Annotated in this window: 25 protein-coding genes; 18 read left to right on the plus strand and 7 right to left on the minus strand. The window is 65.4% G+C overall.

Annotated elements, in window-relative coordinates:
* Positions 1 to 119: 119 nt before the first annotated feature.
* From A3E1_RS0130485 to A3E1_RS0130495, 3 genes are read right to left on the minus strand one after another with little or no spacing between them, the layout of a single operon-like run.
* Positions 120 to 1,469 carry an NtaA/DmoA family FMN-dependent monooxygenase gene (locus tag A3E1_RS0130485; RefSeq protein WP_020524604.1) on the minus strand — a complete coding sequence of 450 codons (1,350 nt, stop codon included), beginning with the start codon at positions 1,467 to 1,469 and terminating at the stop codon, positions 120 to 122.
* Between the two features lie 3 nt (positions 1,470 to 1,472).
* Positions 1,473 to 2,918 (minus strand): NAD(P)/FAD-dependent oxidoreductase, encoded by a 1,446-nt coding sequence (locus tag A3E1_RS42930; RefSeq protein WP_020524605.1) that lies wholly within the window; start codon positions 2,916 to 2,918, stop codon positions 1,473 to 1,475.
* A 56-nt stretch (positions 2,919 to 2,974) separates the two neighbouring features.
* On the minus strand, positions 2,975 to 4,021 hold the full coding sequence (locus A3E1_RS0130495) for a methyltransferase (RefSeq protein ID WP_211216027.1): 1,047 nt from the start codon (positions 4,019 to 4,021) through the stop codon (positions 2,975 to 2,977).
* A 74-nt stretch (positions 4,022 to 4,095) separates the two neighbouring features.
* Here A3E1_RS0130495 and A3E1_RS42935 point away from each other — a divergent pair, with 74 nt between their 5' ends.
* Positions 4,096 to 5,370, plus strand: coding sequence for a cytochrome P450 (locus A3E1_RS42935; protein ID WP_020524607.1), 1,275 nt, complete (start codon positions 4,096 to 4,098; stop codon positions 5,368 to 5,370).
* The gene (locus tag A3E1_RS0130505; protein ID WP_020524608.1) at positions 5,367 to 7,085 is read left to right on the plus strand and encodes a carbamoyltransferase family protein; all 1,719 of its coding nucleotides are present in this window, start codon (positions 5,367 to 5,369) and stop codon (positions 7,083 to 7,085) included. Before A3E1_RS42935 ends, A3E1_RS0130505 begins: the two co-directional genes overlap by 4 nt.
* On the opposite strand, the gene A3E1_RS0130510 is transcribed toward A3E1_RS0130505, so the two are convergent.
* Entirely contained in the window at positions 7,062 to 8,009 is a 948-nt protein-coding gene (locus A3E1_RS0130510) for an aldo/keto reductase (RefSeq protein ID WP_020524609.1), read from the minus strand. The two genes, A3E1_RS0130505 and A3E1_RS0130510, sit on opposite strands and share 24 nt — an antisense overlap.
* Before the next feature lie 64 nt (positions 8,010 to 8,073).
* Between A3E1_RS0130510 and A3E1_RS42940 the strand changes: the two genes are divergently transcribed.
* The 5 genes from A3E1_RS42940 (at position 8,074) to A3E1_RS0130535 (ending at position 13,064) form a co-directional block, all read left to right on the plus strand.
* Positions 8,074 to 9,552: a carboxylesterase/lipase family protein gene (locus tag A3E1_RS42940; protein WP_157631835.1), complete on the plus strand. Its 1,479-nt coding sequence runs from the start codon at positions 8,074 to 8,076 to the stop codon at positions 9,550 to 9,552.
* 87 nt (positions 9,553 to 9,639) lie between these two features.
* Positions 9,640 to 10,485 (plus strand): glycosyltransferase family 8 protein, encoded by an 846-nt coding sequence (locus A3E1_RS0130520; RefSeq protein ID WP_020524611.1) that lies wholly within the window; start codon positions 9,640 to 9,642, stop codon positions 10,483 to 10,485.
* Between the two features lie 11 nt (positions 10,486 to 10,496).
* Positions 10,497 to 11,492 (plus strand): ABC transporter ATP-binding protein, encoded by a 996-nt coding sequence (locus A3E1_RS0130525; RefSeq protein WP_020524612.1) that lies wholly within the window; start codon positions 10,497 to 10,499, stop codon positions 11,490 to 11,492.
* Positions 11,485 to 12,282 (plus strand): ABC transporter permease, encoded by a 798-nt coding sequence (locus A3E1_RS0130530; protein WP_020524613.1) that lies wholly within the window; start codon positions 11,485 to 11,487, stop codon positions 12,280 to 12,282. Before A3E1_RS0130525 ends, A3E1_RS0130530 begins: the two co-directional genes overlap by 8 nt.
* Entirely contained in the window at positions 12,282 to 13,064 is a 783-nt protein-coding gene (locus A3E1_RS0130535; RefSeq protein WP_157631836.1) for an ABC transporter permease, read from the plus strand. The genes A3E1_RS0130530 and A3E1_RS0130535 overlap by 1 nt, the downstream gene beginning before the upstream one ends.
* Here the strand turns inward: A3E1_RS0130535 and A3E1_RS0130540 are convergent.
* Positions 13,061 to 13,354, minus strand: a complete 294-nt coding sequence (locus A3E1_RS0130540; protein WP_040392349.1) for an acyl carrier protein — start codon at positions 13,352 to 13,354, stop codon at positions 13,061 to 13,063. The two genes, A3E1_RS0130535 and A3E1_RS0130540, sit on opposite strands and share 4 nt — an antisense overlap.
* 66 nt (positions 13,355 to 13,420) lie before the next feature.
* Here A3E1_RS0130540 and A3E1_RS0130545 point away from each other — a divergent pair, with 66 nt between their 5' ends.
* From A3E1_RS0130545 to A3E1_RS0130560, 4 genes are read left to right on the plus strand one after another with little or no spacing between them, the layout of a single operon-like run.
* Positions 13,421 to 14,392, plus strand: coding sequence for a hypothetical protein (locus A3E1_RS0130545; protein ID WP_245571476.1), 972 nt, complete (start codon positions 13,421 to 13,423; stop codon positions 14,390 to 14,392).
* A 46-nt stretch (positions 14,393 to 14,438) separates the two neighbouring features.
* Positions 14,439 to 15,530 (plus strand): hypothetical protein, encoded by a 1,092-nt coding sequence (locus A3E1_RS0130550; RefSeq protein WP_020524617.1) that lies wholly within the window; start codon positions 14,439 to 14,441, stop codon positions 15,528 to 15,530.
* The gene (locus tag A3E1_RS0130555; protein ID WP_020524618.1) at positions 15,527 to 17,026 is read left to right on the plus strand and encodes a hypothetical protein; all 1,500 of its coding nucleotides are present in this window, start codon (positions 15,527 to 15,529) and stop codon (positions 17,024 to 17,026) included. Before A3E1_RS0130550 ends, A3E1_RS0130555 begins: the two co-directional genes overlap by 4 nt.
* Positions 17,023 to 18,342: an AAA domain-containing protein gene (locus tag A3E1_RS0130560; RefSeq protein WP_020524619.1), complete on the plus strand. Its 1,320-nt coding sequence runs from the start codon at positions 17,023 to 17,025 to the stop codon at positions 18,340 to 18,342. The genes A3E1_RS0130555 and A3E1_RS0130560 overlap by 4 nt, the downstream gene beginning before the upstream one ends.
* 221 nt (positions 18,343 to 18,563) lie before the next feature.
* Here the strand turns inward: A3E1_RS0130560 and A3E1_RS0130565 are convergent, their stop codons facing one another.
* Entirely contained in the window at positions 18,564 to 19,736 is a 1,173-nt protein-coding gene (locus A3E1_RS0130565; protein WP_020524620.1) for an MFS transporter, read from the minus strand.
* Positions 19,737 to 19,790: 54 nt separating this feature from the next.
* Here A3E1_RS0130565 and A3E1_RS0130570 point away from each other — a divergent pair, with 54 nt between their 5' ends.
* Positions 19,791 to 20,531 (plus strand): helix-turn-helix transcriptional regulator, encoded by a 741-nt coding sequence (locus A3E1_RS0130570; protein WP_020524621.1) that lies wholly within the window; start codon positions 19,791 to 19,793, stop codon positions 20,529 to 20,531.
* Here the strand turns inward: A3E1_RS0130570 and A3E1_RS0130575 are convergent.
* Entirely contained in the window at positions 20,528 to 21,004 is a 477-nt protein-coding gene (locus tag A3E1_RS0130575; protein ID WP_020524622.1) for a pyridoxamine 5'-phosphate oxidase family protein, read from the minus strand. The genes A3E1_RS0130570 and A3E1_RS0130575 overlap by 4 nt on opposite strands.
* Before the next feature lie 144 nt (positions 21,005 to 21,148).
* On the opposite strand from A3E1_RS0130575, the gene A3E1_RS0130580 reads away from it, so the two are divergent.
* From A3E1_RS0130580 to lepB, 6 genes are all read left to right on the plus strand, one after another.
* Complete coding sequence (locus A3E1_RS0130580) at positions 21,149 to 21,331, plus strand: hypothetical protein (protein ID WP_157631837.1); 183 nt, start codon at positions 21,149 to 21,151, stop codon at positions 21,329 to 21,331.
* 58 nt (positions 21,332 to 21,389) lie between these two features.
* Positions 21,390 to 22,331: a hypothetical protein gene (locus tag A3E1_RS0130585; protein WP_020524624.1), complete on the plus strand. Its 942-nt coding sequence runs from the start codon at positions 21,390 to 21,392 to the stop codon at positions 22,329 to 22,331.
* 64 nt (positions 22,332 to 22,395) lie between these two features.
* Complete coding sequence (locus A3E1_RS0130590) at positions 22,396 to 22,734, plus strand: LppU/SCO3897 family protein (RefSeq protein WP_157631838.1); 339 nt, start codon at positions 22,396 to 22,398, stop codon at positions 22,732 to 22,734.
* Between the two features lie 7 nt (positions 22,735 to 22,741).
* On the plus strand, positions 22,742 to 23,464 hold the full coding sequence (locus tag A3E1_RS0130595) for a hypothetical protein (protein ID WP_020524626.1): 723 nt from the start codon (positions 22,742 to 22,744) through the stop codon (positions 23,462 to 23,464).
* A gap of 67 nt (positions 23,465 to 23,531) precedes the next feature.
* A complete protein-coding gene (locus A3E1_RS0130600) occupies positions 23,532 to 24,155 on the plus strand; it encodes a class I SAM-dependent DNA methyltransferase (protein ID WP_020524627.1) in 624 nt (207 codons plus the stop codon).
* A 40-nt stretch (positions 24,156 to 24,195) separates the two neighbouring features.
* Entirely contained in the window at positions 24,196 to 24,774 is a 579-nt protein-coding gene (gene lepB, locus A3E1_RS42945; RefSeq protein WP_157631839.1) for a signal peptidase I, read from the plus strand.
* Positions 24,775 to 24,954: the final 180 nt, after the last annotated feature.

Genomic DNA, 24,954 nt, shown 5'->3' on the forward strand with positions numbered 1-24,954 from the left:
CGCGATCAGCACTCGGGAGGTCTCACAGGGTGTACAACGGGCGCCCTTTGCCTAGACGACGTGGCTTAGGCGAACGTTAGTGGCGCACGCCGGCCTACCGCCAACGGTTTTACGGCAGGCTAGCTGGAGGCGGGCAGGTTTTGGCCGGCGCCGAAGTATCGGGCGCGCAAGGTGGTTTCCGCGGGATCGTAGGTGTGGCGGAACAGGCCGCGGCGGCGCAGTTCCGGGATGAGCAGGTCGCAGAGGTCGTCGATGCCGCCGCTGGGTGGGCACGGGTAGAGGTTGAATCCATCCACATCAGATAGTTCGAGCCAGCGTTCCATGCGGTCAGCGACCTGTTCTGGGGTGCCAAATAGGGCAGTCCGGTCGAACGGGTGGGGGCGACGCGGGGTGGCGATCAGACGGCGGATGTCGGCGATCGTCCAGGTTCGGTTGCGCGACAACGTGTCCAGAAACTTGATGATTGACAGGCCGTCCTGGCCGAGGACCTCGAACGCGTCGGCATCCGGGGGGTACGAGGCGATATCCACGCCCACCCAAGCACACCACTTGGCTAGCAGCCCTTCGGTGCTCGTCAGCGCGAAGAACGCTTCGGCCTGTGCTTCACAGTCAGCCGGAGTCTCGCCGAGGATGAGGGGCATCCCCTGGAGCACTTTGAGATCGGCGCGTCCCCGGCCGAAACTGGCCGCGAGCTGACGTAACTTCGCGACCTGTTCAGCACCGGCGCGCGGCGCTGGCAACGTCACGAAGGCGACCTCGGCGTGCTTGGCGGCGAAGGCCATGCCGCGTGAACTCGCGCCAGCCTGGTAGAGCACGGGGGTCCGCTGTGGCGAGGGCTCACATGGGTGTGGCCCGCGTAGGTGATACCACTGTCCTTTGTGGCCGACATCGCGTACCAGATCGGTGTTCACCAGCACGTCAGAGGCGGCGTCGGCGATCAGCGCGCCGTCTTGCCAGCTGTCCTCCCACATCGAACGGGTTAGCGAAACGTATTCTTCGGCGCGGTCGTAGCGTTCGTCGTGGGAGATGTAGTCGCACAGCCCGGCGGCCTGCCCGAGGCGGATGTCGGAGACGACGATGTTCCAGCCGATGCGGCCGCCGCTGAGGTGATCGAGCGTGGAGAACAACCGTGCGCACTGGTAGGGCGCGTGGTACGACGTCGAGTAGGTCACCGCGAGCCCAAGGTGGCGGGTCACCGCCGCGAGCGCCGACACGACCGGGATCGGGTCGAGCGCTGGCACCTGGACGCCGTGGCGCAAGGCGGCGTGCCACGAGCCTTGGTACACGTCGAAGATGCCGTGGATGTCGGCGAAGAACAGCGCGTCGACGCAGGCTTGCTCTAGCCGTTGTGCCATCCAGATCCAGTAGTCCAGAGAACGGTAGCCTGTCGCGCTGCGGTCACCTGGGTGCCGCCACATGCCGTCGAGCATGGGTGCGGGTGTGCACTGCGTCAGGACGTTGAGGTGCATCGGCTAGCTCCGGGCGCGCAGATACCGGTAGATCGCGCTGAGGCGGTTGCGGTCGGCGTGCGGGCCGGTCAGGTACATCATGATGTCGGGGCCAAGGCCGTAATCGCCGCTGAGCACTTGGTAGACTGTGGATCCCTGGGCGCGGAAGAGGTCGTTAAGGGTATTGGACGACACTTCGGCGGGCGCTTTCGCCTGTGCCTCAAACCATCCGGCGGACATGTGCAGCGCGTATTCGGCTATGGACTCCTGTGGTGTCCACGTGCGAATCGGATCGCGGCCGGGGCTGAACGGGTGCTTGATGGTTCCGCCCTTGCCGAGGATCTCGCTGGCGGCATGTTCGGCGAGCACGGGTGCGCAGTGGAAGCCGTCGCGGTACGTGCCGGTCAGCAGATAGAGGCCGGCCAGGCTGGTCCAGCCGATGAGGGGAAAGCCGTCGAGGGTGACGGGCCGGTTGCCGTTGCGCCATTGCACCATGTTGTGCAGGGCGATGTTCTCGTCGAGTTGCTCCATCGCGCATTCGGCGAGGAACCGGGCCATGGCCAGGTAGCCTTCGAACTGGGGCTCCTCGAACAGAATGTTAGTGGCGCCAAGGTATTCCAGCCCGTTGCCGAGCGGCACGAGGTGCAGGCCGCATGATCCAGAGCGGTTCGGTGAGCGCACCACGGCGTTGAAGGCGCCGCCTTTCATCCGCCGCCCGACCAAGGCCGTTCCGGATCCGGCGAACATAGGCATCAGTTCGTGGCGGGGGAGCACCGGTTGAGCGAGGCGTCCGGTGTGTGCGCCAGCGGCGCCAACGATGGTGCCGGCGGACATTTCGGAGCCGTCGGTCAGCCGCACTCCCGTTGCCCGGCCGGCGCTGGTGAGGATCTCCTCGACCTGGCCGTCCACTATGGACACACCGGCTTCGCGTGCCGCCTCTTCCATCAGGGACAGCACTTGGTTGCTGTCAACGGCGCCTTCCGCTGGCAGGTGGACGATGCGCAGGGCGCGTGCGCTGGTGCGCGGCTGGTAGGCGCGGATGTCGCTGGCTTGGGCTGGTGCCCACGGCTCGCTGTAGTCATCGAGGGCTTGCAGCATCGCCTCGAAGTTCAGCGAATCTAGTTGCCCGCCAACGGCATTGAGCAGGACAAAGGTGCCCTCGACCGCTCGCAGCTTTTCGCCCCGGCGTTGCGCGAGCGTTTCCAGTTTGGTCAAGACGCTGGGCCAGCGGCGGTGTGCGGTCAGGGACAGCTCGAATTTCGCCTGGGCGGCCGGGCTGGCAAGGGTGTCCTTGGTGACTTCACCAAAACAGCCGAGCATGGCGCCCGCGGCCTTGCTGGCCGCACCGGGACGGCCGGATGGGCCGATCAGGGTCACGGTGCATTCCTGCGAGACGGCGAGTTCCGTGGCGAGGAAGAGCCCGATAGCGCCATTGCCGATCACGATGACATCTGTGTTGCGGTGCGTCATGTGTCTCTCCAGACACCCTTAGCCCGGACGTTGCGCCCGAGCCTATGCGTGGCGGTTCAAGGATTCAATACATTGACATATTCAGCATTTACGATTGCCTCGATCACCGGGAACATTGCGGTGCTGGCAGTGCTGATGATGGTGAACCCGCATTCGGCCAGGAGCGCTTCGAGTTCTTCTTGGGTTCGGGTGATGCCGCCCAGCATCGCCATACTCAGGAGGTCGTATACCTTGCCGACGGAGAACTCGTCGCCGTCGGTGACCACCGGATCGAGCACGACCAGCCGCGCGTGCCGCGGCATCGCCGCCCGGATATTGCCGAGCAGCAGTTTGGCGCGCTGGTCATCCCAGTCGTAGAGCACCCGTTTGAGCACATAACGATCGGCACAGATGGCAACGGCGGCGAAGAAGTCCCCGGCGACCACGTCACAGCGGTCGAGCACACCGGCTTGGGCGAGGCGCTGTGGCGCGGTGGCGGTCACGTGTGGCAGGTCCAGCAGCACGCCACGCAGGTGCTTGTGCCGGGCGAGCACTCCGGCCAGAAAGGCGCCGTTGTTGCCGCCGATGTCAGCGATCACCTCAGCGTCTTCCCAGCGGTAGGCGTGCAGCATGGCCCGCAACTCCAGCTTGGTGCCCGCCTCCTGGATGCCGTCGTAGCGTTTGGCGTCTTCGGGCGTCTTGGCTAGATGTTCGTAGTAGCTGACGCCGTGCACATGCTCGAAGGCGGGCTCTCCGGTCCTGACCGTGTGATCGAAGAACGCCCAGGCCTGAAAATTGCTCGGCACCAGGGTGTAGGCCTGTGCCAGAGACAAAGGGTGGTCGCTGCGCAGGAGCGCGCCCATTTCCGTGAGCCCAAAATGTCCAGGCGACGTTTCGGTGAATAGGCCTTTGCCCGCGAGGGTACGCAGCACGCGCCGCAGTGACGGTGCGTGCGCGCCAGCTGATTGTGCGATCTCCTCGACGGGGCGTGGGCCGTCGCGCAGCAGGTCGGCCACGCGCAGGTCGCAGATCACCCGGATCGCGAACGGGACGATGTAGTCCGCTATTTCCTGCACGTGGTACAGCGACGACATGAGGCCTGACCTGTTCACCAAATCCGGCATGCCGGCTAGCATAGCGACACTCTGATGAATGGAGATATCTAAGTTTGTAGAAAAGCCGGTGAGCGGAGAATCGCATGCGGACGGCGCAGACACTTGCCTCGGACGAATACTTCGCGGCAGTGACGGCCGCGTCCTATCAGGACGACCCTTACTCCTGTCTGTCCGCGTTGCGGGAGGCGGGAGCGGTGCACCGGTCATCGTCGGGCATCTGGCTCGTCACCCGCTACGAAGACGCCGCCCGGCTGCTGAAAGACCCGCGCCTGAGCAACGACACGGTGACGGCGGCCGAGCAAACGGCGGCTGTCGTGCGCGGCAGTGCCCGGTCCAGCGGCTACCGGCTGCCACAGCCGGTAACCACCTTGGACCCGCCCGAGCACAAGCGGGTGCGCACGTTGTTAGGGCAGGCGATGGGAGCCGATCTGACGGCCCGCTTGCGACCTCGTATCGACGCGGTCATCGGCGAACTCGTTGACCGCATCCGAGCAGGGGACAGCGAAGGCGATCTGGTGGCCGACTTCGCGCTGCCCCTTCCGTTGACGATTACGGGCGAGCTTCTCGGCGTACCCCCGGAAGATCTTTCGAAAGTGCGGGCCTGGGGCGAGGCGCTGGCGCGCAATGGTGATCCAGAATTCCTTGTTAGCGCGGCCGATCGCGCGCACGGTGCCGCGGCGGAGGAAGAATTCGCGACCTACTTCGCTTCGCTGACACTGCAACGACGGCGTTCCGGCGGCACAGACATGATCGCCGCGCTGTCCACGGCGAAACCACACCCTGTCGCCGGCCGGATGTCGTTTGCCGAACGGGTCGTCAACGGCATGTTCCTGTTCATCAACGGGTATCACAACACGGTAAGCTTGATTAGCCTGACTGTCCTTGCACTGCTTCGCTTTCCAGACCAGCTCGCCGCGTTGCGCGCCGATCCTGGGCTCGCGGCGGCGGCCGTGTCCGAGGCGATGCGTTACGACAGCCCGATTCAGTCGATCGCGCGGGTGACTGTCGCGGACTACGCCGTCGGTGGGCGGACCGTCCCCGCTGGACAGCAAGTAATGTCGCTGATTGGTGCCGCACACCGCGATCCGCGTGCGTTCGCCAGCCCGGATCGCCTTGATATCAAGCGAAAGGGCGCGCTGCCCGCGCTGTCATTCGGGTCGGGCGCGCACTACTGCATGGGTGCCGCGCTGGCACGTCTACAAGCCCAGGCCGCGGTCTCGGCCATCGTGCTGTCCTTTCCGGAGCTGGAGCTGGCCGGGGAGCCCGAGTGGCATCCCACGATCGCGTTGCGTGGCCTGCGGCGTCTGCCCGTCCAGTACCGGCAATCTTCCGCCTCAACCGCAGGAGCGACAACGTGACATCTCGCCTTGTTCTCGGTGTCAACATCGGTTTCCACGACAGCTCCGCGGCGTTGTTGCGCGGCGGACAGCTTTGCCACCTCGTCGAACAGGAGAAGGTGAGCAGGCGAAAGTACGCGCTTGGCCAAACGCCGGCGCTGGCCGTGGCCGCGTGCCTTAAAGCCAGTGGTGTAGCGGCCGAAGAGGTTGAGGCGGTGGCGATCGGGTGGGACTACCGGCTGCTGGGCATCGCCGATCACCCGCGGTTCCGGCCGGAATCGCTTGCTACGATGGTGTTCGGCGCCCACGTGCCCGATCCGGTCCCGCCGATGCGCTGGGTGCCCCATCACCTCGCCCATGCCGCGAGTGCGTACTACAGCTGCGGATTGGACAATGCCGCCATCCTTGTCGTGGACGGAGCGGGCGAATCGCAGAGCGCCACCATCGCCTATGGCCACGACGGGCACATCAGCATCCTGAGGGAGTGGCCGATCGCCCAGTCGCTGGGTTTCCTTTACGGTGGCGCCGCACAGTGGGCGGGCCTCGGCGAGTGGGGTGCCGGCAAACTCATGGGACTGGCCGCCTATGGCCGGGCCCGGGCGGGATTCCTGGGCCGGCGGCTGCCCGACGGGTACGAGCTCACCATCAAGGTGCCGCCAGGCGATACCGTGAGCGGGCGCCCCAGCCGCCTGCCCTCGCTGCGCTTTGACCCAGCGTTGCAAGCCGCGACGCAGGAGATGTTTTCCTGCCACTTCCCATTTGCCCAGCGCCGCAACGAAGGTGCCATCGCGTACGCCGATTTCGCCGCGACCGTTCAGCATTGCCTGGAAGAAGCAGCTCTCGGTCTTGCCGACGAAGCACAACGGCTCACCGGAGCCGACACTCTTGTCATCGCCGGTGGTGTGGGAATGAACTGCTCGATGGTAGGACGGCTGTTGCGCGACGCGCCGTTTCGCCGGATCTGGCTGCCGCCGGTGGCCAACGACGTCGGGGTGTCGCTGGGGGCGGCGTTGCTGCAAGCCAGTGAGGACAAGGACTTCGCGCCCACGGCACTGTCGCATCCGTATTGGTCGCTGGGACTCGACGAGCAGGACGCCGGGGAAGCGATACGGGCGGTGGGATTGCCCATGCGTTCGGTCGCGGGTGTGTTGCCGCGGGTCGTGGCGGCAGCGATCGCCTCGGGACAGGTGGTGGGCTGGGCACGGGGGCGTGGCGAGATCGGGCAGCGCGCGCTGGGTGCCCGGAGCCTGCTGGCTGACCCGCGCGATCGGTACAGTTTGGAGCGTCTCAACCTCCTGAAGGGACGGGAGATGTGGCGCCCGGCCGCGCCGAGTGTCCTCGCCGAGCATGTGGACGACGTCATGGCGACGCCGGTTGGCGATCCGGCCAGGTTCATGCTCGCTGCCGGGCAGGTGCGCCAGGCGATGCATCAGATGATGCCCGCGACCACCCACGTCGATGGCTCCGCGCGGCCGCAACGGGTCGAGCAGGCGGCCAACCCGGCCTACTGGGCGATGATTGACCAGTTCCGGCAACTGACCGGCGTTCCGGCGGTGCTGAACACGTCGTTCAACCTCGCGGGCGACCCGATCGTGAACACCGCGCAGGAGGCGCTGGACACCTTCGTGCGCGCGGACGGCATCGATCTGCTGGTAGTCGAGAATCTTCTGGTCGCGCGCGGCGAGAAGGACTTGGAGGAAGCACTCAACCGGCTAGAAACGAACGACGTCGCCTAACGCCTCGTCGATCGCGGTCAGTGTGTCATCACCTAGTTCGATGCCGCTCGCCTTGGCGTTTTCGGCCAGCTGCGCGGGTTTCGTGGCGCCGACGAGTGCGGCGCTGACGCTCCGCTCACGCAACACCCAGGCCAGGGCGAGCTGGGACAGGGTCAGGCCCGCCTGCGCGGCGACCGGCTCCAGCCGGGCGACGGCGGCGAGCACCTCCGGGCGCAGGTAACCCGACATTTGCTTGACGTGCCACGGGTTGGCGCCACGGGAGTCGCCGGCTGGCCCGGTCGCCGTGCTGTATTTTCCGGTCAGGACGCCCTGGGCCAGTGGCGAATAGGCGAGCTGGCCGATGCCGTTAGCTTCGCAGAGCCCAAAGACTTCCTTTTCCGGCACCCGCCACAGCATTGAATACTGTGGCTGGCTGGAAACGAACGCGACGCCGCCGGCCAGTTCGAGGGCTTCGCTGATCTGTTGCGGTGTCCATTCGCTAAACCCGACGTAGCGCACCTTTCCCTGGGCGACGACCTCGGTCAGCGCCTGCATTGTTTCGGCTAGGGGAGTGACGCTGTCGTACCGGTGACACTGGTAGAGGTCGATGTAGTCGGTGCTGAGCCTGCTCAGGGAGGCGTCGCACTGCTGGCGGATCTGGTTGGCTGACAGTCCCAGCTGGCCGCGGCCCATGGGGAAATACACTTTGGTGGCGAGCACATAGGACGAGCGGTCGATCCCGTGCAAAGCGGCGGCCAGGGCGCGTTCACCGGCGCCCATGCCGTAGACGTTGGCCGTGTCAAACAGGTTGATGCCCACATCAAGCGCGGCGTGTACGCAGTCGGCGGACGCCTTGTCGTCGAGTGCGTCGCCGTAGGTTAGCCACGACCCGAGGGCGATCTCTGAGACGGTGAGGCTGCTTTGGCCAAGCTGCCGGTAGCGCATCCCAACCTCCTGTGCATACATCCAAATATTTGGAAGCCTAGCAGTCTCGCGGCATACTATGCCGGTGCCGCACACGGTGGTAGCGCAGACCGAATACGGCGCCGTGCGCGGGACAGTCGCGGACGGCCACGTTTCGTTTCTGGGCATCCGCTACGCCGCCGCGCCCACCGGCCCGTTGCGCTGGCGAGCGCCGCAGCCGCCGCAGCGCTGGCCGGGAATCGCCGACGCGACGGCCTTTGGCCCGGTGTGCCCGCAGCCGCCGGGTTTCGCCGTGCAGGCCGGCCCAGCCGATGAGGACTGCCTGCGCCTGAACATCTTCAGCCCTGACCCGCGCCGCCGTGATCTGCCGGTCATGGTGTGGCTGCACGGCGGGGGATTCGTGTGGGGCAGCGCGGCCGAATACCTACCTGCCGCGCCGCTGGCTGAGCGGGCGGTGATCGTCACCGTCGGGTACCGGCTGGGCGTCCTGGGCTTTCTCGCCCACCCTGACTTGACCGCTGAACAGCCGCACACCGGATCGGGCAACTACGCCCTGTTGGACATCTTCGCCGCGCTGGGATGGATTTCCCGCAATATCACGGCATTCGGAGGTGATCCCCGCGCGGTGACCCTATTTGGACAGTCGTCCGGGGCGTCGCTCGTGGGCGCGGCGCTGGCCGCACCGCAGGGCTCCGGCTTGTTTCACCGGGCCATCATGCAGGGAGCGACGTGCGCCTACCCGATGCCGGATCTCCACCAGGAGCAAGACCGCGGCCTGCGGCTGGCCCGGGAAATCGTTGACCTGCGGCGTATTCCGGCCGCGGAACTGGTGCCTGCCGTCACCGAGCGCGGGTTCACCGCCTGGGGGCTGGTGCATGGCGGCGGACTGCTGCCCCTGCCGCTGACGGCGGCCTTCGGCTCTGGGGCGGTCAACCGGGTCCCGGTACTGCAAGGCACCAACCGCCACGACATGCGGCTAGAGGCCGCCATCGCCGTGTACCTGCACCGGCGGCTGAAGAGCTCGCAGGCCTATGTGGACACTGTCACGCATGAGTTCGGTCCGTCGGCCGCCGGTCAGATCACGGAAACGTATCCGGTGGGCGAACATGGGACTCCTGCGCTGGCTTACGCGGCGGCCGCCACCGACGGATTGCTGGCCTGCCCGGCGCGTACCGTCGCTGGCCTGCTGTCGAGCTGGATGCCGGTTTACTGCTACGAGTTCGCCGACCCGGATGCGCCCAGGCTAGTCCCGATCCCGCGAACCTTTCCGCTCGGCGCGTATCACGGTGCGGAGCTTCCTTCGTTGTTTCGCATGCGCACCAGCCCGGCGAGCCTGTCGGAAGCGCAGTTGCGGCTTAGCGAGCAGATGGCGAGTTACTGGAGCACGTTCGCCAGCTCCGGTGATCCCAACGGGGAGTCCAGCCCTTGCTGGCCGCGCTACGAACCCGGCTCCGGGCACGTCATGTCCTTGTTGCCCGAAGGTTGTCATCTGATGACGGACTTCGCCGAGGCTCACCGCTGCAAGTTCTGGGACGGGCTGTCCTGGACGGCGCCGAGGCGCTGAAGAGCATCTTAATACTTTAATGTTTCGATGCATTGATCTGTGCCGGGTAATCGGTAAACTCGGGAATCGTGCGAAGGAGGCTTCACTATGGACAGCCCGGCACCGCCTGCTGATTTCGGCATCGTGTTCGCGCTTGACCAAAACTTCGTGCTGCCTTTGGCCGTGTCCATCCTGTCGGCGGCCGACAACACGCGCACCCCAGAACTCCTGCACTTTCTCGTCCTGGCCCGCGGCTTTTCCAGCCAGGACACCGAACGGCTCAAGGCGCTCGGCGCCGCGACCGGAGCCACGGTCGACATCGTCGACATTGGACATTTGGACTTTTCCGGCCTGCGCGAATGGCAGCACATCACCAACGTGATGCACGCACGCATGATGTTGCAGGATTTCGTTCCCGCGCACTGGAAACGGGCGGTCTATCTCGACGCCGACGTGCTAGTCCGCGGCGACATCCTTGACCTTAACCATGTCGATCTCGAGGGCCAGATCCTCGGAGCGGTGGAAGACGACATCGTGCACGTTTTCTTCGAAGCCAACTGGCCGGGGCAGCCCAATCCGCTTGAGGGCAAAGTCATCTTCAACACCGGCGTCCTGGTCATCGATCTGGACCGGTGGTCCAGCGAACAGGTCGGCCAGCGCGCGCTAGCTTTGGCTCGTGATTCTCAGGCGTGCATGACCGGTACCGATCAGGAAGCGCTAAACACCGTGGTGGACGGGCGATGGAAGCGCATCGATCCGGCGTGGAATGTCATGACCCACTTCTATTACCGCCCCCGCAGCAAGCGCAAATACGAAGACGCTTTGCAGAACGTGAAGCTGCGCCATTTCACCAGTGAATACAAGCCATGGCTGGAAAACTCCCACGCGCCCGGAGCCGACCTGTATCTGCCGGTCCTGCGGCGGGTGCCGTGGGCCGCGCCGTCCAATCTCTAAGGTGGTGAGCCGTGCCTGAGCCGGTAGTCGACGTGCACGACCTCGTTAAGGTCTTCCGCTCGCCGGAGCGCGAGACCGGGACTAAGGCCACGATCGCCGCGCTCTTTCGTGCGCAGCACCGGGAAATCAGGGCTATCGACGGGCTCACGTTCAGCATCGATCCCGGTGAGATCGTCGGGTTCCTCGGCGAGAACGGTGCGGGAAAGACGGTCACGCTCAAGTGCCTGGCCGGCCTGCTGCACCCGACCAGTGGCTCGATCCGGGTGCTCGGCCATGTTCCGCACGTGCGTGACCGGGCGATGCTGCGGCAGCTGACCATGATGGCGGGACACCGCAATCAGCTGCTGTGGGACCTGCCCGCCCAGGACACCTTCGAAGTCCACAAGACCATCTATGAGATCCCGGACAGCCGGTACTCCGAGACCCTCGACGAACTCGTTGAGCTCTTGGAGCTAGGCCCGTTGCTGCGCCAAAGCGTGCGCCGGATGAGCCTGGGCCAGCGGATGCGCTGCGAGCTAGCCGCGGCGCTACTGCACCGGCCACGGCTGGTCCTGCTTGACGAACCAACCATCGGCTTGGACGCCACCGTGCAGTACGCGATTCGTGAGTTCCTCAAGGATTACTGCCGGCGCCACGAGTCGACCATCCTGCTGTCGAGTCACTACATGGCCGACCTGAGCGAGATAACCAGCCGGGTGCTGTTGCTGGACCACGGGACCCTCCGCTACGACGGAACCTTGACCGATCTGGTGCGCCGCGCCGCGCCGTACGTGTACCTGAAGATGGTGCTGCGCCATCCGGCCGACCCCGATGCGCTGAAGGAACTGGGCGACCTCGAACACCACGAAGGCCTGCACGTCACCATGCGCGTCCCGCGCGCCGAAAGCGCCGGCCGGGCCGGTGCGGCTCTGCGCCAGTTTGACGTGCAAGAAGTGACCGTGCAGGAGCCCGCGACAGAGCGCATCATGGTGGAACTGTTCGCCTCAGGCCAGGCCAGCGATGCGTAGCGTCACGCTCTACCGCGGCCTGCTGCGGGCCTCCTTCGCCGGTGCGCTCGTTTACCGCGGGCAGCTGGTCATTTTCCTTGTCGGAGCACTGTTTCCGCTCATCATGATGAGCGCCTGGCTGTCGCTGATCGGCGACGCCGGCCTGGTATCGGGCTGGAGTAAGGCCGACACCGTCTCCTACTACATCGGCGTGGCGGTGGTGAACCACTTCACCTACAGCCTGCTGGTCGAGCACTGGGAAGACGAAGTGCGCACCGGTTCACTCAACGTGCAGCTCATGCGGCCCGTGCACCCCATCCACCGGCACGTCGCCGAGCACATCGCCGAGCGTGCCGTCCCCGGTGCCGTGCTGGTGCCGGTGGCGATCCTGTTCTCCTGGCTCATTCCAGCGGTGGACTACACCAATAGCGCCGGGTTGTGGGCGCTCACCGTTCTCGCGGTGGTGCTGGGCAGCGTTCTGGGATTTCTCATCGGCGCGGTGTTCACCGCGTTGAGCTTCTGGACCACACGGGTGGGACACATCGACATGCTGGTGTGGGGCATGGGCACCTTCGTATCGGGATGGATCGCGCCCATCGCCTTGTTTCCGCCAGCGATTCGTGACGTGGCTACGCTGCTGCCATTTCACGCGATGCTTGGCTTCCCCGTCGAGCTGGCCATGGGCAAATTGGACGGTTCACAAATCATGACCGGGTTCGGGGTCGCACTGAGCTGGATCGCCGTCTGCGGGCTACTTTACGCCCTGCTGTGGCGGATCGGGGCACCCAAATATGAGGCGCTGGGGGGATGATGCGATACCTCATTCTGCTTCGGATGTTCCTCGGCAACGCCGTGCGGACCGAGACCGAGTACCGCGCGGACTTCTTCGCACACACCATCATTAGCTTGTTCTGGCTCGCCTGGGCCGGATTGTCGATTGGCGTCTTCTACCGGTTCACCGATACGGTGGCGGGCTGGACCTATAGCCAGCTGCTCGTCGTCATAGGCCTTTTCTTCTGCGTCAACGGTTTGCGCCAGGCGGTGATCCAGCCCAATCTATCGGAGATGAGCAGCTATGTGCGGCAGGGAACGCTCGACTTCCTGTTGCTCAAGCCGGTCAACAGCCAGTTCGTCGTCAGCTTCCGGCATTTGAATGTGCACGCGGTGGTCGATGTCGTGATTGGACTGGCCGTCGCGGTGATCGCCGCTGGTTTCGCGGGCACGCTCGGCGTGGCCGAGTTCGCGATGTTCCTGTGGCTCATCACCATGGGAGCCGTCGCGCTCTACGGCGTGAGTCTGCTGCTGCACTCGCTCACGGTCTGGATCGTCACCTCGATCGGCATCGAGCATCTGCTTCAGGCGGCACTTGAGGTCGGCCGTTTTCCCAGCACCTTCTACCACGCAGCGGTGCGCCTGGCGCTGACCGTCGTCGTGCCGGTCGCGCTGATGACCACTATTCCGGCCGAAGCACTGCTGGGCCGGGCCACCGTGAATCTGTTGCTCATGGCGACAGGCATCGCGCTGGCATTCACCGCGTTGGGGTCGCTGACGTGGCGGCGGGCGCTGAAGTCCTACACCAGCGCCGGGGGCTAGGCCAGAACACCCTTGCGGGCAAGGGTATCGATGACGTGCTGCTCGACGAGGCTGACCGTCGTGATGGCGCGGGCGGACTCCTCATCGATCGGTGGCAGGTTGAACTCATCTTCGAGCAGGAATGAAAGCTCGATCAGCGCCAGCGAGTGATATCCCAGCTCTTCGACAAGTCTTGCCTCGGCCACAACGGGCACGGTCTTCTCGGGTGCGAGGCTCTTGATGAGTTCCTGCACGTGTTCCCGAATCTCGGCTTCGGTGCGTGCCGTGACTCGCTGTTCCTGCTCCGGCATGGCGGCCTCCATGAAGCGACGCGAGTTCCGTGCCACAGCTTACCTTTCATCGATGCATCGGCATAGATGCAACTCCGGGCCGCTACACCCAGCGGCACGATGGATCTCGACCTGCGGCGCGGCAGCTTCACCGTGACGCTGAACGCGATCTGCTGGAAGTGTTCACCACTACCGGCATCCGGATTCAGTTCCGGAGAACCGGCTAAACCCAAGACTGGGGAATACTGGAAAAGGGTGGGAGTCTGGTACGGTGCCGGAGTGTCCAGCATGGACGATCTGGAACGGACGATCTCCGGCCTGCGCAAGCAGATCCGGCAATCGGTCGCGTCCAATGACCATGCCACGCTGGCTGAACTGCGCGTCAAGCTCAGGCAAGCGGAAAAGCAGTGGGACGAAGCGCTCGACGAGCTAGCGCCCGCGGCACCGGCGACCATGTCGCTGTTGCCGTTGCGGGAGCAGGTGCATCAGGCGCTGACCGTGCTGACCGTCGCGGCGGCGCCAAAGCTGATCGCCGCGGTGCACGAGGCCTTCTTCGCCGGCGCGATGGCGGGTGGGCAACTGACGCATCTGCGGCGAGATGAGGAGCGGTCGTTTCGATCGGCGCCGCACGCTCGTCCGTACTATTTGTGCAGTGCCGTGACCGCCGACCGTCTCACACCGGTGCGCGGCCTGCTGGCGGTGTCGACGTGGCCCTTAGAGAGGCGGGTCATCGGCTCGCTGTCGCCGAGAGTCGACTTTCTGACCGCCGCGATTCGTGTTGCCGAGCACGTGCTGCGGCCGGGGGCGGCCGGACCACATGCGCTGCAGTTGTTGCGGCGTTTCGCCGCGAGCATTCCGGGTGCGTGGGCCGATGCTGATGAGGTTTCACCGGACATGGTGATGCGAGCGGCCCGGGCCGAGCTTGACGTGCACGATCACAGTGACAGGGTGCAGCGGCGTGCGGCCGCGGCGCGTGCCAGCAAACAGCTTGATGAATCGCAGCAGCTTTTCGGCGCCGCCCCACTCGGTGTGGCACGCCAGGCAGGTGAAAGACGATAGCGCTGCCCCAGCGAAGGGCTAGCGTTCCGCGAAGCAAAGGACGCCGATGGAAAACACTGAGCAAAGACTCAGCCGGCTTCGGGGTGGGGGAGACCCGGAGGCGCACAACGCCCGCACCATCGCGGCGATGACCCGCAACCCGGGCTGTGTGCGCAGGGCGATCATGGACGCGGCCGGAGTGGACAAGCCGGCCGTCGCCGCCGCCGTGGGGCATCCGACGTCGATTGGGCGGCTGTCGGACTTCGCGGTCTCGCGCGGGATCAGTTTTGAGACGAGGGTGAAATCCGAGGGCTGTGCGGAGTTGTTGCGTCTGTTGCGCGAACAGCTCGGTCTGCCGGTGCCGCAGGCGCATTACGAGGACCTCGGCTCGACCGGCAAGGGCGAAACCGTCAGCGGACGTTACCTGCGGTCAAAGGCGATGCTGGACACCGCCGAGCAGGGCACGGGCACGCTGTTTGACCACCCGTTGCTGCGGCTGAGCATCAGTGGTGTGTGGGCCTACTTGGAGCCAGACCTGGTGGCTTTCCAGCTGGGCGAGAAGTTCTACGTCATCGAAATCAAGTCCTTTCCGGTCATCGACGGTGTCGCCGACGCCAGCAAAGTCGCGGCCTCGGTCACGCAATCAGCGGTCTACGTCCTGGCGTTGCAGAGTCTGCTCAGTGAAGCGGGTCGTGATCCAGGGCTGGTGTCACACGAAGTGATTCTGGTGTGCCCCAAGGACTTCTCCAACCAAGCGACGGCGACTCTCGTGGACGTTCGCAAGCCGCTGGCCGCATTGCGCCGGCAGCTGTCGCGAATGGACAACATCGCCGCCTTGCTCCATCTGTTGCCGGCGAACGTAACCTTCGACCCGGAGCTGCCCGCGATGGAACTGGCGCAGGCGCTAACGCAAGCGTCCGCGCGCTATTCGCCAGAGTGCCTTGCGGCCTGTGAAATGGGCTCGTTCTGCCGCGCTGAGGCGAAGGGTTCCACAGCGATCCTTGGCCGCACGGTGCGCGAGGACCTCGGCGGCGTGGACGCCGTGTCCACCGCGCTCGAGCTCGCCACTGGCCGTCTGCAGCCGACGAAAGACCTATTGCAGGCGGCACATGTGTTGCGGCTGGCGCAGCGGATGCGTACGGAAGCTTTAGCCCGGTGAGCACGCTGACCGCGCTGGCCCGGGTGCAGGCGGCGCATCATGGTGCGGCACAACAGATCTGTACCGTGCGGCACTTGCATGTGCATGACCGGCCGCTGGTGCTCGTGCCGCTGACGCTCGCCGGGGAAACCAACGCTCCCTTGGCGGCGATGGTGGGCGACCGGCACGGCAACCCACAGGTGCTAGTGGTGCCCCGGCCCCGGTTGCGGGAACAGCGCTTTGTGTTCGTGGAACGGCTGGCGAACATCGTACTATCCTATGTGGACGGTTTCACCGACGATGTGGAAACGTTGCCGGCCAAGCGCAAGGACGACGAGCCGCGGCAGCGGTTCACTGACGCGCCGCAAGTGTGGGTGCCCAATCCGGGCGGGGTGGAGTATCTGCGGCTGATGGGCCGCATGACCCGGTTCCGCCAGACCACGGGCGATTACGCGGTCGCGGCCGGCGTGCCGCAGCTGGGCAAGTGGGCCACCTGGCTGGCCGAGCAAGCCGAATACCCCGACTCCAGCGTTCTTGTCGCCGCGACCCAAGCACTGACCGGCTTTTGGGCAACGGGCCAAAGCAGCCTGGAGGACGGTAATCTGGCGGCGCTCATGGGCTGGATCGCCCCGCCCGCCGGAATGACCGCGGAACAAGCCGCCGCGACGGCCGAAGACCCCATTTTGTGCCCGCCCGCCGGCCCGGCGACCGACCCCCAATTCGACCGGCTGGTACTAGCCCCCGCCTTGCGTGACTTGGAAGAGGCACCCAGCGACGCCGTTCGTGTGCGTGTGCAGGAGCGGTTGACGTTAGCGCTGCGCGAGCAGATGCAGCCAACGTGGGACAGGGTGTGGCAAGCGATCGGGCTTCTTGGCGCGCAGCAGCCAGGCGGCAGCGTCGAGCAGCGATGGGCGGCCGACCGCGACCGGTTCAGCGATTTCGTGGCCTACCTGCGCGATACAGGTCATCCACAGGCCAAACGCGACAGTGCCGTGCTCGGGGCGCGCAAGCTGCACGACATGGAACGCCGGCTGGCCAACTTCGAAGCGCAGCGCGCCTTTGACGACCCGCTCGTGATGGGGGAGCAGCGGATGACGGGCGAGGCGTTCACCGGCATCGTGACATGGTCGGATCCTTTGCGGACCGTCACGTTGAGCCGCCGTGTGCTGCGGCCGGGGATCGTGGTGGAGACCGAAGACCCGTTGCGGCTGGTGGCCGGCGACGCCGATCTGCGTGATCCGCAACGGCCCAACCAGAAAGCGAGCATCCTGCGCTTGTCGGAAAGCGCCGGCAAGATTTCGGTCTCTCTAGAACTTCAAGGGGGTACTGGCAGCGGCCTCACCGCGCCGCCCGGAAGCGTGCCCGCGGTGGGAGAGCGGGTCACGTATTCACGATTGCAGGTCAGCTACATGTCGCCCGGCCAGTTCCCGGCCCGCGACCAGACACCGTGGACACATGGCGGGCCGCCGCAGCCCTACGCCCCGGCGACCTCAGACGCGGCCGAGGACTGGTCATGACCGCCGCCGAGCAAGCCGAACGCGCCGTCGCGGAAATCATTGGCACGTTCACCAGTGGCGCACACCGTGGCGTTGTCGTCGACTCGCCACCGGGCGCGGGCAAGTCCACGCTCGTCGTGCGCACGAGCACCGAGCTGGCCCGCCAAGGCGAACAGATCTGTGTGGTCGCGCAAACCAACAGCCAGGTCGACGATCTGATCATCCGGATGGCAACGGCCGCCGACGATTTGCGGATCGGCCGGCTCTCCGCGGGCGACTACCGCCCCAGCGATGAGGTGAGCCGGTTCCCGTTCGTGCGGGTGGCGTCCAAAATAGACGATCTCGCCAGCTGCAAGATCATCGTGGGCACCGCCGCCAAGTGGGTTTACGTCACCGACGGGCAGTGGCCGTGGGCGATCATCGATGAGGCCTACCAGATGCGCTCGGACATGTTGCTGCGCATCGCTTCGCGTTTCGAGCGGATGCTGTTCGTCGGCGATCCCGGTCAGCTCGACCCCTTCTCGACTGTCGAAGAATCGCATCGCTGGGCCGGTCTCGCCTGGGATCCCATGCAAAGCGCGGTCGCGGTGTTGCTGCGCAACAATCCTGATCTGCCACAGCTGCGTTTGCCGCTGTCGTGGCGGTTGCCGCCGTCGGCCGCTCCCGTAGTGGCTAAAGCGTTCTACCCCTTCACCGGATTCGAGGCGGCCACGGCCCCGCAGACGCGGGGGATGAAGGCGACCGCGGCCGGGCTCGGCGTGGGGCCGGTCGACGACGTCATCGACATCGCGGCCGAAACCGGCTGGGGCTTTTACGAAATGCCTGCCCGCAACACGATCCGCACCGATGCCGAAGCAGTGCAGGCGACCGTGGCGATCGCGACCCGCGTCTTGCAGCGCGGCACCGAAACCTACTGTGAACACGCCCCCGGCGGCCGCCGGATCGAACCGGGACGCATCGCGGTCGGCGCGGCTCACCGCGACCAGGTGACCGCGTTGCGCCAAGCGCTGGAAGCATCGGGTGGTTCGGGGATCCGCGTTGACACGGCGAACCGGTTGCAGGGAGCCGAGTTTGACGTGACCGTCATGCTGCATCCGTTGTCCGGGCGCATCGACGCGACCGCTTTCCATCTTGAGTCGGGCCGGTTGTGCGTGCTGACCTCGCGGCACCGGCACGCGTGCATCGTTGTTGGCCGGGCGGGCATCCCTGATCTGCTTGACACACACCCTTCGGTTGAGCCGATCTACCTTGACGCGATGACCAAGTTCCCGGACGGCTGGGAGGCCAACCAGGCCATGCTCGCCCACCTAGCCGGACACCGCGTCGCCGCGTTCTAACCCCGGGCGCCTCGTGGCTGCTTGCTATGAGCGCCTTCCATCCGCCAGCGCTCATAGCGGCAAGGAACGGCTGCGTGCGAGCAGTGTCGTGGCGCTTCGCGGCTGCTTGCCCGTGAGTGCCTTCCACGATGGTGCGCTCGGCGGCCGCTCGTCGCGGCAAGGAGCGGCGGTTTGCCGGCCTGCGTTGCGCTTTGCGTGGTTGCCGCGGCACGGGCGGTGCGTCAGCGTGCGTTGGGGCGGTCGATCTGTGCCTCGGCCGGCGCAAGAACAGCGGCATGCCGTTTGGGCGGGGCGAGGCGGGAGGTCAGCAGGAATGTGGTCAGCAGAAGGGCGCTGATGACGGAGAAAGCGATCAGCAGTCCAAAGTGGTCGGACACCGCGCCGAGCACGGGTGCGAACAAGCCACCGGCGCTCACGGCTAGCCCGAGGGTCACGCCACTGGCTGTCCCGACCCGGTTTGGCAAGAACTCCTGCCCCAGCGTGACCTGAACCGTGAACGGAATGTAGAGGCCAGCGCCGAGTATCGCGGCGGCGGTCAGCGCGACCGGGAAAGTAGGCGCGGCGATGAGCGCGAGCATGGCCGCGAAGCACAGCGCGTATCCGATCCGCATGGTCGTGACACGGGTGTAGCGGTCGGCCAGCCATCCGCCAGCTAGCGTGCCAGCCATGCCAGCGGCGAGGAACACGGTCAGACTCGCACCAGCGGCGGTCTCGTCGAGCTGGAACCTGTGTACAAAGTGGACGGCGATCAGCGCTCCCGCGCCCAGGGCACAGATTGAGCGCAGGATGACGACCGCGGTGAGCCAGCCGAAGCGGCGCCAGTCGTCTTGTGCGGCAACGGTTTCGCGCGCCATGCCAGACCCTGCGGTCGTGGTGCGGCGGTACGCGGCCGCCGCGAGCAGAGCGGGGATCGTCAGCCAGGGCGTCGCACCCATTCCGGCCACGCCGATGACCGTGGTGACCACGATCGGGGCGATCGCGTGCCCGATGTTGGCACCTAAGAAGAACACGCTCATGCCTTTGGCGGACTCGCCCGCGGCTAAGCGTGCCTGCCGGCTCGCCTCCGGGTGAAACAGCGCGACACCGATCCCGGACACGGCGATGGCGATCCAGGTGAACACATAGTTCGTGCTCACGCCCGCCAAGCCAACCCCGGTTCCGGCGATGGCGACTCCTGCCGGAATTGGCCAGCCCATCGCGCGACGGTCGGCCCACAGCCCGAACAGCGGCTGAGTGACCGACGACAGAAACGTTGCCGCGAGGGTGATTCCAGCCGCTGCCGTGAACGAATAGCCGCGCGTGAGCACGAACATGGCGACTAAGGCCGGCACGGCCCCCTGATAGAAGTCCGTGACCACGTGAATCGCCGTCAGCTTGGCCAATTGTTGCCGCATGCAGCCCACGTTCCCCTGGCTGCCAGTTGCTGGCTTCCGGTATCTTGCCGATTAATGTCGAAATTCCGCCACATGCCGCGCGCGACGACCGACCACCGGGCGCTCGCGAGCGGAGAGATGATCACCGCTCATTTCCACGACGAGAACCAGATCATCTATGCGAGCCAGGGCGTTCTCGGAGTGACCACCGGTCAGGGGATGTGGGTCGCCCCGCCGATGCGTGCGTTGTGGATTCCCAAGGGAGCGGTTCACGCGCACCGGGCACACGGCGCGACCGAGCTGCATCTGGTCGGCGTGAGCGCGGATGTCCTGGACGTGACCGAGCCGGTCGTGTTTTCCGTGGCGCCGTTACTCAAGGAGCTCATCATCCGCGCCTCGCACCTCAAGGAGCGGGCGGGCTGGGTGCACGAGTTGCTGTGCGAAGAGATCGCTCACGCGCCACGGGACAGCTTCCATCTGCCAGCGCTGCGTGATCCCCGGCTGCGAGCGCTAGCGGCCGTGTTCGCCGCTGATGCCGGTGACCCGCGATCACTTGACGAGCTTGCCGCCGAGGTGCATTCGACGGCCCGGACGTTGTCGCGACTGTTCCGGGCGGAAGCCGGGATGACCTTTCCGCAATGGCGTAACCACGTGCGTCTGTACCAGTCGCTGATTTTGCTCAGCAACGGCGAATCGGTGACGCGGACGGCGATCCAGTGCGGCTGGGCGACGGCCAGCGCGTTCATTGACACGTTTCGCCGCGCGTTCGGCTACTCACCCGGACGGCACCTGAGCGCCGGCGCTGCCGGAAGCTAAAGGTGTGCTTTGACGAGCTGGCGTGGCTGCTCGCGGAAGTTCTGCTCGTCGTAGAGAACCCATTCCTCGACGGTGATTTCGTAGACGAGATGGTGTGCTTCGCCGCTGGCCAGACGCTGTGGATCGATCGCTCGGCTGGTGCTAGGCCACCGCCCTGCGTAGGCGGCGATCTGATCATCGATGCCAGTAACTGGAAGTTGTGCGGCGTGGCCGCTGAAACTGACACCACAGACAGGCTGGCCAGGGTTGGTTAGCTCGATGGCCAAGATGGCTCCGGCGACGCGAGGATCACGGCGAAGGTTGTCGCAGTGCTCGCGGGCGGGCCGGGAAATGAACCACAGTTTGTCTGGGCTGAACTGGTAGGCGAACCAGAGATTGCACACCGCGGGCGATCCATCGGGGCTGAGCGTTGCCAGCTGCATGGCTTTACCCGTAGCGACGTAATCCTCGAGAACTTTCCTTGGCTCGGCCATGCGTGTCCTCCCTGCGGCGCAATACCTGAGCCTAACCAACCGTGGCCGGGATGCAACAGCTCGTACAGATACCGGGAATCAAATCCACATTGGACAGATGAGGTGGCCTGGACCTGGAGGGCACCAGGCCTTATCGTCATGGCCATGAACGCGGGCAACATGATCTGGGTTCTGCTCTACACAGGCCTTGCGTTGATCGTCGCCGCCGCGGCATACCTTGAGTTTCAGCCAAGCAACGCCACAGAGGTGCATCCCGGCAGGCGAACCATCATCGCCATCGCCGCCTACGGCGCGGCTGTCGCGGCACTGTGGCTGTGGCAGCGCTGACGCTAGTTGCAATATCCACTTAGGATGACCGCACGATCCCCTCGTCCTAAGGTGTGCCATGTCGACAGTCGATCCCACGTCCGTGCCCAGAGTCGGCTGGTCGCGGCGGATGGCGGGGATACTTGCCAGCTCCATCGCTTTGCCGCTGGTCTTTGAGATCCTGCTCGCGCTCATCGGCGATGAGCAATTCAACTTCGCCCGGGCGGGCATCACCGTCGTCGTGGTTGGACTTGCCGCCGGTTTGCTTTATGCCGCCAGGCCCGGATGGCTCAATATGCAGCGTGCCCGCGCCACGTTCCTGGTGCTGGCGGGCCTGGGCAGTGCCTTGCACGGCTTCCTCGTCACGGCGATGCCCGACATCTTCGACAACAACGAGCTCGTCCAGGACGTCGTTGGCATGATGACGCTGATCATTGGTGTCACCACGTTCGCTGTTGGGTGCTTCTACTTCCGGGTCGAAGACGTCCAGGAAGCCGCCGAGAACCCGGCCACCACCAAGGTGCCGGACGAGGAAGTAGCCGTGTCCACGGTGCCGGGCATGTATCAGGCTGACTCTTCGGATCGCGCGCTGCTGGACGCTTGCAAGGCGGCGCTTAGTGTTGAGCGGCTGCATTACGTGGCGCTTTACGAGCCGCCGGATAGCGAGCCTGACGGAGCGCCGCAGCGCATTTTCAGCGTCGACACCTTCGAACAAGCCCGCTATCGGGTACGCCAGCTGACCGCTCATCAGCGCCGTGAGCTTTACCAGGCGCAGGGCGCGCAGGTGATCGAGCTACGGCGCGCTTTGGATCAGCAGCTAGGGCACCTGCACACCGGGACTTTGGTGCGGCTCGTGCTCGATGTTGAGCAGGGTGCCATCTATTACTACGAGATCAGCCGCAACCCCAGCCGTCATCTCATCGCCGTCACCCTCGACCAGGACCACGTCTACACGACCGACGCGGAACTCGAACTCCTCAAGGGACGCCTGCGCCGCGACCTCGGACTGCCGAGAGCATAGATCCACAAAGGAACCCCAATGAGATAGATGAGTGTGCTTTCTGGCGGGTTCTATCGTGGTGGGCGTGCGGAAGATTCTTGTTGGTGTGGGCGCGATTCTGGCCGTGGTGTTCGCGATCAAGATGATCGCCGGATTCGTGACTAGCGTTGACGAGATCGACCGGTTCGATGCCGCGGTCGGCGATTGCGTGGCCGACAACATGACCGAGCAAGTGCGGGTCGTCGAGTGCGACGATGCGGCCGCTACGCGAAAGGTGGTGGGCCGGGAGATCAGGCCCACTCCCGCGACACAGCCGCTCCTGGAAGAGGCGTGTGCCGGGTACCCCGCCGCCGAAGACGTCTTCTGGCGAACCCTCATCAGCGATCAGGTGCTGATCCTGTGTCTGCAAAGGATCAGCCGGTGACCCGCTGGTGCTCGGTATCGGCGACTTCGGTGCTCGACAGCGCGACTCAGAAGTCGGTTTCCGTCAGTTGCCCGGCAGGACGCTCCGCGGTGGGCGTGACCGCGTCGACGACGCAGCCCTCGGCGGTTCACATCACGGGCTGGTGCCCAACGGCAGCACGGCCACCGCTACAGCGCGCGTGTTCTCCGGCACCGGCTTCCTGTGGCGGGTCACCGTCAAGGCGATCTGTGCGAACACGCCGGTTGGGCTGCAATACGTTTCGCTCACCAGCACCACGCCGGTCAGCCCGGGCTCCCCGGTCGTTGGGGCGAAGCCGATCTGCCCCAGCACCAAGCGCCTCATCGGTTTCGGCGGCACGGTCAGCGGCGGCCGGATCATGTCGTTCATGCCGCAGAACAGGCCCGCCACCGGCGTTTGGCTTTCCGGCAGGCCCTTCCCGGGCACGTCGGGCACGCTTACCGTGCGCGCCATGGCGGTCTGCGCGAATGCCGGGTTCGTCAGCAGTTTTGACGAACCTCCTTTGGCTACAAGCCAAGGCCAGCCGGTCACCTCGACCGCCAGCTGCCCTGCCGGGATGTATGTGCACGCCGCCGCCGGATGGGCGGCTACTGACCCGGCCTATATCAGCGAGGTGGCGGTGGATAGCACGAAGACCACCGCGTCCTTGACTCTGCGCAGCTCGGCCAGCAGCTCGTTCTCGGGCAAGGTGGTCCCGTTCTGCGTCGGATAACGCGACGCCATGGCATGGAAAGGGCCGGCGCCCGATCGATGGGCGGCCGGCCCGCTAGGGTTTTATCGTGACCTGGCTGAACGAAACCCGCGATTCATACGACGCCATCGCTTCCAGTTATGCAGACGAGACCCGCGACCTGCTTGACCGCAAGCTTTATGTCCGCGCCGGGGTCGTGCTGTTCGCCGAGTTGGTCCACGCCAACGGCGGCGGGCCTGTCGCCGACATAGGCTGCGGGCCGGGGCACACCACCGCATTGCTGCGGGAGCTTGGTGCGGAGGCGTTTGGCATCGATCTGTCACCCGAGATGATCGAGATCGCCCGCCGTGAGCATCCCGGCGCACGATTCGAGATTGGATCGATGACCGACCTTCAACTCGATGACGGCTCTCTTGCTGGAGTGCTCGCCTGGTGGTCGCTGATCCACATTCCGGACGAAGCGGTGCCGGGCGTTCTGGGACAGTTCCTTAGGGTTCTGCGGCCGGGCGGGGTGCTGGCCGTGGGATTCCACGTCGGTGAGAGGTCAACTGAACACACGCACTACCGCACACCGTCTCGGGTGGCAGGCTGGCTCCGGGAGGCCGGTTTCACCATTGAGGCGCAACATCTGCTGCGCCCAGACGATCCGACCCCCGGCGCGATCCTATTTGGACGCCGTCCAGATGTTGCCATGGCTGACGGCCGCCGCTAGATTCTGCCGGAACGTCGTGACCTATCACGGGGAGGCAGTCATGGCAGATCCGGCATCAGCCTTCGCACCAGCTAAGCGCCGCTTACCAACCGCGGCGATCGTGGGCATTGTCTGCGGCAGCCTTGCGCTGCTTGTAGTCGTCGCCGGCGCCATCGTCGGCTTCAACATCTTCACTGGCATCAAGCGGTTCCAAGTGCCAGGCACCAGCATGGAGCCGACGATCCAGGCAGGCGAAACCATCACCGCGACCGTCGTCGATTCTGGCGAGTATGCGCCGAAGCATGGCGACATCGTCGTCTTCAACGCTCCTGATACCTGGGCTTCAACGCCCAGTGAGCAGCAGATCAAACGGGTCATCGCGCTGCCCGGGGAGAGGGTGGCCTGTTGCGATCCGCAGGGCCAGACGCAGCTCGCGGGAAAGCCGCTTATCGAGCCATACGTCAAGCCCGGCAGTAACCTCCGCGTCAGTTACGACCTCACGGTGCCCGAGGGCAGGCTGTGGTTGCTGGGCGACAACAGGTCGCAGTCCGGGGATTCCCTGAACCATTACCAAATGACCCAGGACGTTACCGAATCGACTATCCCCCTTTCCGCGATCGTGGCGATCGTCAAACGGTAGCGGCGAACAAACTCGCCGGCCGCGCGAGGCCGAGGTGACCGGAGCGCCGCGACGACGTCATTGCGGCATTCGATGATGAGGGTTGGCTGGCAGACGCGCTTGAGGTCAGCTCGGCCGTCGGACAGGAAGGTCGGCCTGGCGAACACGCGGGCCATCATGGAGCTGACCGAGTGACCAATT

It is taken from the genome of Catelliglobosispora koreensis DSM 44566, assembly GCF_000379685.1.
Lineage (GTDB): Bacteria > Actinomycetota > Actinomycetes > Mycobacteriales > Micromonosporaceae > Catelliglobosispora > Catelliglobosispora koreensis.